The organism is Daejeonella sp., from assembly GCF_044232565.1.
Taxonomy (GTDB): domain Bacteria; phylum Bacteroidota; class Bacteroidia; order Sphingobacteriales; family Sphingobacteriaceae; genus Daejeonella.
The window spans coordinates 1-6,020 of sequence record NZ_JBIILQ010000173.1 but is presented as its reverse complement, the minus strand read 5'-3'; the positions used below and the strand labels follow the sequence as shown (position 1 = coordinate 6,020).

Sequence of the window (6,020 nt, the reverse complement as noted above, 5' to 3'; positions counted from 1 at the left end):
TCAAATCAGTAATTTTTTTTCGATGATGCGGAGTTCATACGTATTATTGAAATTAAATGATCCTTTACGAATGGGTGCGGCAACTGCTTTTTTTGCCACATTTGCCTTACCTCCTATCTTAATTCTTTTCACACAGTTTTTTAGATTTGCAGTTGATCCAAATAAACTTAGCTCCGAGTTAATTGTGCGATTAGGGCATATTTTAGGTACTAGTAGTGCGCAACAGGTAGAGGGAGTATTGGTGGCTGTTAGCGGATTAAGTCACAGCTGGTATATCACCGTTTTTGGATTTATCTTTTTAATGTTCGTGGCAACTACCCTGTTTGAAGTCATTAAAAATTCTTTAGGCCAGATTTGGGAAATTAGAATAATGCCAAAACCGGGTATCGGTTTCCGATTAAAATACCGATTAAGATCCTTAGTAGTTATTTTTTTGGCAGGTGCTTTATTTCTTGCTGGATTGGTAATGGAAAGCTTTCAGGCAATTATGGGAAATTATATTGATCAAGTTTGGGGCAGTGGCGGTTGGTTTTTTAATCGTTTAGTCAACGAAATTGGATTTGTTGTTGCACTAACTATTTGGCTCGCCTTTCTATTTCGTTTTTTAACTGCCGGACGCCCAAAATGGAAAGTTAGCCTTATCGGCGCATTCTTCACTGCCATTTTATTTACCATAGGTAAGTGGATTTTGGGATATCTCTTAATTGGAAGTAATATCAGTACCATTTATGGTGCTTCCGGTTCAATGGTGCTAATTATGCTTTTTGTGTTTTATTCGGCCATGATATTTTATTATGGTGGCTGTTTCGTAAAAGTATTAGGTGATAGTTTCAATGCACCTATTCGACCGGTTAAGAAAGCATTTGCCATTGAGACACATTAATTAATGCTTTTTTCTTTTGCTATCCTACATTTATTTCATTCAATAAATCTTTAGAAAGGTTATTTTATTCAATTAATTGGCTCGATCGAAGCTTTTTTAAGATTTCATTATTATATTCACGCATTATTAATAAAAAGAGAAAATGCAATTAACATTTAAAGTTTCACCAATGATTTTCAAATCTTTTGTTGCGTTCCTGAGCTTTTTTTGGCTAGGATCAACTTATGCACAAAGTGTAAATCAACTAAATTTAACGGACCTTTCCGCATTTAAATCTCCCTCTAAAAGCTGGCAAATTGTTGGCTCGGTTCAGGCAGATTTGAGTAAAACCAATTTTTTGAGCTTCACTGAAGGAAGTGGTCTTCTTATGAATTTTCCTGATAAAAAAAATGAGGGAAAAGATCTTTTTACCCTATCCGAATACGGTGATATTGATTTGGAGTTTGAGTATTTAATGGCATCGGGAGCTAATTCAGGTTTGTACCTTCAAGGGCGCTATGAAATTCAGTTGGAAGATACTTGGGGCTCGGTAAGTCCGAAATCAAATACCAATGGCGGTATTTATCCACGTTGGGATGATAGCAAGCCCGAAGGTCAGCAAGGATTTGCAGGATATGCACCTCGACAAAATGTGAGCAAAGCCCCAGGTTTATGGCAGAAATTTAAAATATCTTTTCAAGCACCACGTTTTGATGGTTCAGGCAAAAAAATTGCCAATGCTGTGATGCTCAGGGTTGAGTTAAACGGTGTGATTATTCATGATAATGTTGAACTAAGCGGTCCGACACGAGGATCAATCAGCAATACTGAAGCAGCAAAAGCTCCACTCCGTTTTCAAGGTGATCATGGCGCCGTTGCATTCAAAAACATAAAAATTACTTCTTTTGAGCGTCCTCGTCCGCTAGAAAAATCTCCCGCAAATGCTAATGCAGTTGATCCAATTCTAATTGATGCATCAGAAAATAGTATCCTTAGAAGTTTCATTGATTTACCTGGTTCTCCACGTGTGGTACATGCGGTTTCTGTGGGTAGTGTAGAAAAAGTTCATTATAGCTATGACCTAGATAATGCCATGCTCATTCAAGTATGGAGAGGTGATTTCTTGAATGCAACTCCAATGTGGCATGATCGTGGTGATGGCTCTTCTAGGCCCCTAGGCATGGTGCAGCGATTTGGTAAACCAAAACAAAGTATTGCGCAATTGTCAAACATGGAAGCTGCTTGGATTAGCGATACTACCGGAACTTCGTATAAACCAAAAGGTTATGTGCTTGATGAGCAGGGCTTACCGACTTTTAAATATCATACCTACGGAACATCTGTTAGCGATCAGGTAAAGGTATTGGAATTAGGTCGCGGTATTAGTCGTACTGTTTCTATCAGCAACTCGGTTAACAATCTTTATTTCCGTTTGGCAGATGCTGAAAATATCATCCAGACTGCCGATGGTACGTTTTTAATCGACAAGCAATCTTATTATCTTAAAATAGATGATGCAGGAGGTTCTAAAGCATTCATCCGTGATTCAAATGGACGTAAAGAGCTTCTTATTCCAATTGTTAAGACTATAAATTATTCAATTTTATTCTAATTAGGACATGAAAAATATCAATCAACTATATAAAACAGTCCTTTTAGGGGTATTCGCATTCGCTAGTATTTCTGCCATTGCTCAAGAAACTCCTAAGGAAGAAGATTTCTCCAAAATAATGAAGGTAGCTACCCCAGAAGGAATCATTCTGGAGGTTGGAGGTTTGGTTAATATGCCAAATGGCGATTTAGCAATTTCTACCCGTCGTGGAGATGTTTTTATTGTGGAAAATCCAACAAGTAGCAGACCATATTTTAGAAAGTTTGCTTCTGGTTTACACGAAATTCTTGGCTTAGCGTATAAGGATGGTGCTCTTTACTGCGCTCAGCGTGGTGAGCTAACCAAATTAGTCGATAATAATCAAGATGGTAAAGCAGACGTGTATGAAACCATTTATTCATGGCCACTTTCGGGTCATTATCATGAGTATAGTTTCGGACCAAAAATTGCGCCTGATGGATCCTTTTTTGTGACGGCAAATGTGGCCTTCGGAAATGAAGAATGGTGGAGAGGCGAAAGCCGTGTGCCTATGAGAGGATGGACAATGCGCATTACAGAGGATGGAAAAATGGAGCCTTGGGCTACGGGAATGCGTTCTCCTGCTGGACTAGGCTTTTTAAATGATGAATTATTCTATACCGATAACCAAGGCGATTGGATGGGTTCTGGTGCACTTTGGAAAGTGGAGAAGGGTGATTTTTTAGGTCATCCTGCAGGTTTAGCCTGGACTGGAATGCCAAATTCTCCATTAAAATTGACCGAAGCGCAGTTTAATTCAAAAATTGATCCCCGTAAAGTTAAAAACGAAAAGGGCCGTTACATTAAGCCCGAAAATGTGGTTAATGAAGAATTTAAAACTCTTTTTGATATGAAGAAGGAGATTCCTGAATTACGTTTGCCTACCGTTTGGCTTCCTTATGGGATTTTGGGTATTTCTAATTCGGAGCCTATTACTATCCCGAAAGGGCATTTTGGACCATTTGAAGGACAAACTTTGGTTGGTGATCAGGGAATGAGTATCCTGTCAAGGGTTTTTATGGAAAAAGTAAATGGCGAGCTTCAAGGCGCTTCTTTTATGTTCCGTTCAGGATTTAGATCAGGAGTACTCAGAATGTCGTGGGCCCGCGATAGCTCTTTATTCATTGGTGAAACTAACCGTGGATGGGGCTCTGCAGGTGAAGCAAATGAAGGTTTACAGCGATTGGTGTGGAATAATAAAACACCTTTTGAAATGAAGGCTGTTAGAGCTATGCCTGATGGCTTTGAAATTGAGTTTACGCAGCCAGTAGATCAAAAGTCTGCCGAAGATTTAGCATCATACTCTGTTGAAAGCTATATTTATAAATACCATCCAGTATATGGTAGTCCGCCGGTAAACCTTGAAAAACATGCTATTAAAGGAGTAAAATTATCTCCCGACGGACTAAAAGCGAGAATTATTGTAGACAATTTACGTAGATATTATATCCATACTATAAAGCTTGATGGGCTTCGTGAGCGTGATAATTTCCACTCCTTGGTACATCCTACGGCCTACTATACCTTAAATAATATTCCAGAAGGTGCTAAATTATCCATGACTGAAGTTAGCACTAAAAACTCTTCTGTAATTGTGGCTAAAACAGCGCTAGTGCCCGCGGTAAAGAAAGCAGCAGCAGCTCCTACAACAAAGCCGGTGGCAGTTAAAGTTGCACCAGTGCAGCAAGTGGCAAAAGCTCCAACTTATGAGGAAGTTAAAGGAATGCTTGCTTCCTACACCTGTTTGTCATGCCATAATCCTGATAGAAAGATGGTGGGGCCAGCATTTAAGGACATTGCAAAACGCAAATATAGTCCTGAGAAAATTGTTCAACTCATTCATAATCCAAAGCCAGAAAATTGGCCAGATTATCCAACCCCGATGCCTCCAATGCCTCAGGTAAAGAAGGAAGATGGCTTAAGAATAGCGGCTTATATCAATTCGCTCAAATAAAAATTTTTTGATATTAAACCCGACCCCTTTCAATTGTGGTCGGGTTTTTTTATTGAAACAATTTAAAAAATTCATCTGCTCTTCATGTTGCACTCTCATATTTGTAGCTAGATTATTAAGATCTATTGATTTTTTTGAGGTAAATCATTATTCATCTAATTATTAATATCCAAGGTAAATACTCCGGGTCTAGAGGAATAAATATTAGACTCAGAAAGAAACAAAATTCCTTATTTTTACATGAAATGAAATTGAGAGCAGGTTTTTATACAATTATTTTTATCACTGTATTTGGTATGCCATGTGCTGCTATAGCCTTTGATAAGAAAATTGAAGGCAGACCGTTTCTAAACATTAATTTCGAGAATGTTATTGTCTTGGGGTTAGATTCTATACCGGTACGAAAGTCTGGTGATAAAAAAGACCAAGGGCCTTCAAAAGGAGAGATTAAACCTGGAGAAAAAACTCCGGGAGAAATTAAACCTGCAGAAAGAAGGCCTATCGAAGAAATAAATAGGGATAATCCACGGATTCGTCAAAAACCGGGTATTAAACAGGTGCCCCGATCTATTCCTAAATTGAAACCCAAATCAGTGAACGACCGCATTCCTATAAGAAGAATCCCAATTAGAACGCCAAAAAGAGGATTTTTAGGTTTTAATTAAAATTGGCCATTTAGCATATGAGTAGAGGGTATATTTTATTTACACTAACATTTTTTATAGCCTTAAGGGCATTTTCTCAAATCGATTCAATCGAAGTAGAGCCCAAGAGAAACACCATTACCTTAGCAGGAATTTATGGGAATAATGCCAATTATTATGGACAAACTGCGGAACAAAAATTACCTTACTTTCTAAGTAATGCAGCATTAAGTTTAAAAAGCGGACTTTTCTTTTCTGTAGGGTCTTATAAATTGGTTAATGCCGGCGGATCGCTAATTTCTGAGTTAGATTTGACTGCTGGTTTTGAACATCAACTGACAAAAAAATTGAATGGATCATTTGCCTATAGCCGCTCAATTTTTGCAAAAAATTCACCCCTCTTGGGTGCTGCAAATCAAAATACCATAAGTGCTTCACTAGCTTACGATTTAAGTTTCATTAAGACTGGCTTTAATACATATTATGCTTTTGGTACACAACGTGATTTATTCCTGTCGTTTACCGCCTCAAAGTCCTTAAATTTGGGGAGTATTTCAAGGGATAAAGATTTCATTTCTTTCGAGCCAGGGCTAGAGCTTGTGGGTGGAACTTTACACTACCTAGAGGAATATATTGTGAGACGCGATAGGGTTAGTCCAATACCAACTGACCCCTTGTTCCGAAACAGGGAAATGAATTATACGATGACTAGAAATGCGAGCAGCTTCGATATGATTTCTTACAATATGAATTTCTTGTTAGGTTATAATCGCCAAAATTATTTGCTTGAGGCAGGATGGCAAGTATCGAGCCTTGGAAAAAACGTATCAGAAACGAAGCAAAAGCCACGGTCATTTTTTAATTTAAGTTTCTATTACCAATTCTGATTTGAAAGTACTGTTAATTGAAGATGAAAAAACGTTGGCCTAT

Annotated in this window: 5 protein-coding genes; all 5 read left to right on the top strand. The window is 38.1% G+C overall.

The window, feature by feature from the left end:
- Window positions 1-883: YihY/virulence factor BrkB family protein (locus ACILQF_RS09660; protein WP_395627204.1), on the top strand; the 883-nt coding region annotated here is incomplete at its 5' end.
- Window positions 884-1,025: 142 nt separating this feature from the next.
- Window positions 1,026-2,474, top strand: a complete 1,449-nt coding sequence (locus tag ACILQF_RS09655; protein ID WP_395627203.1) for a DUF1080 domain-containing protein — start codon at window positions 1,026-1,028, stop codon at window positions 2,472-2,474.
- Window positions 2,475-2,481: 7 nt separating this feature from the next.
- Window positions 2,482-4,446 (top strand): hypothetical protein, encoded by a 1,965-nt coding sequence (locus ACILQF_RS09650; protein ID WP_395627202.1) that lies wholly within the window; start codon window positions 2,482-2,484, stop codon window positions 4,444-4,446.
- A gap of 245 nt (window positions 4,447-4,691) precedes the next feature.
- On the top strand, window positions 4,692-5,111 hold the full coding sequence (locus ACILQF_RS09645) for a hypothetical protein (protein ID WP_395627201.1): 420 nt from the start codon (window positions 4,692-4,694) through the stop codon (window positions 5,109-5,111).
- 17 nt (window positions 5,112-5,128) lie between these two features.
- Window positions 5,129-5,977 carry a hypothetical protein gene (locus ACILQF_RS09640; RefSeq protein WP_395627200.1) on the top strand — a complete coding sequence of 283 codons (849 nt, stop codon included), beginning with the start codon at window positions 5,129-5,131 and terminating at the stop codon, window positions 5,975-5,977.
- Window positions 5,978-6,020 lie beyond the last annotated feature (43 nt).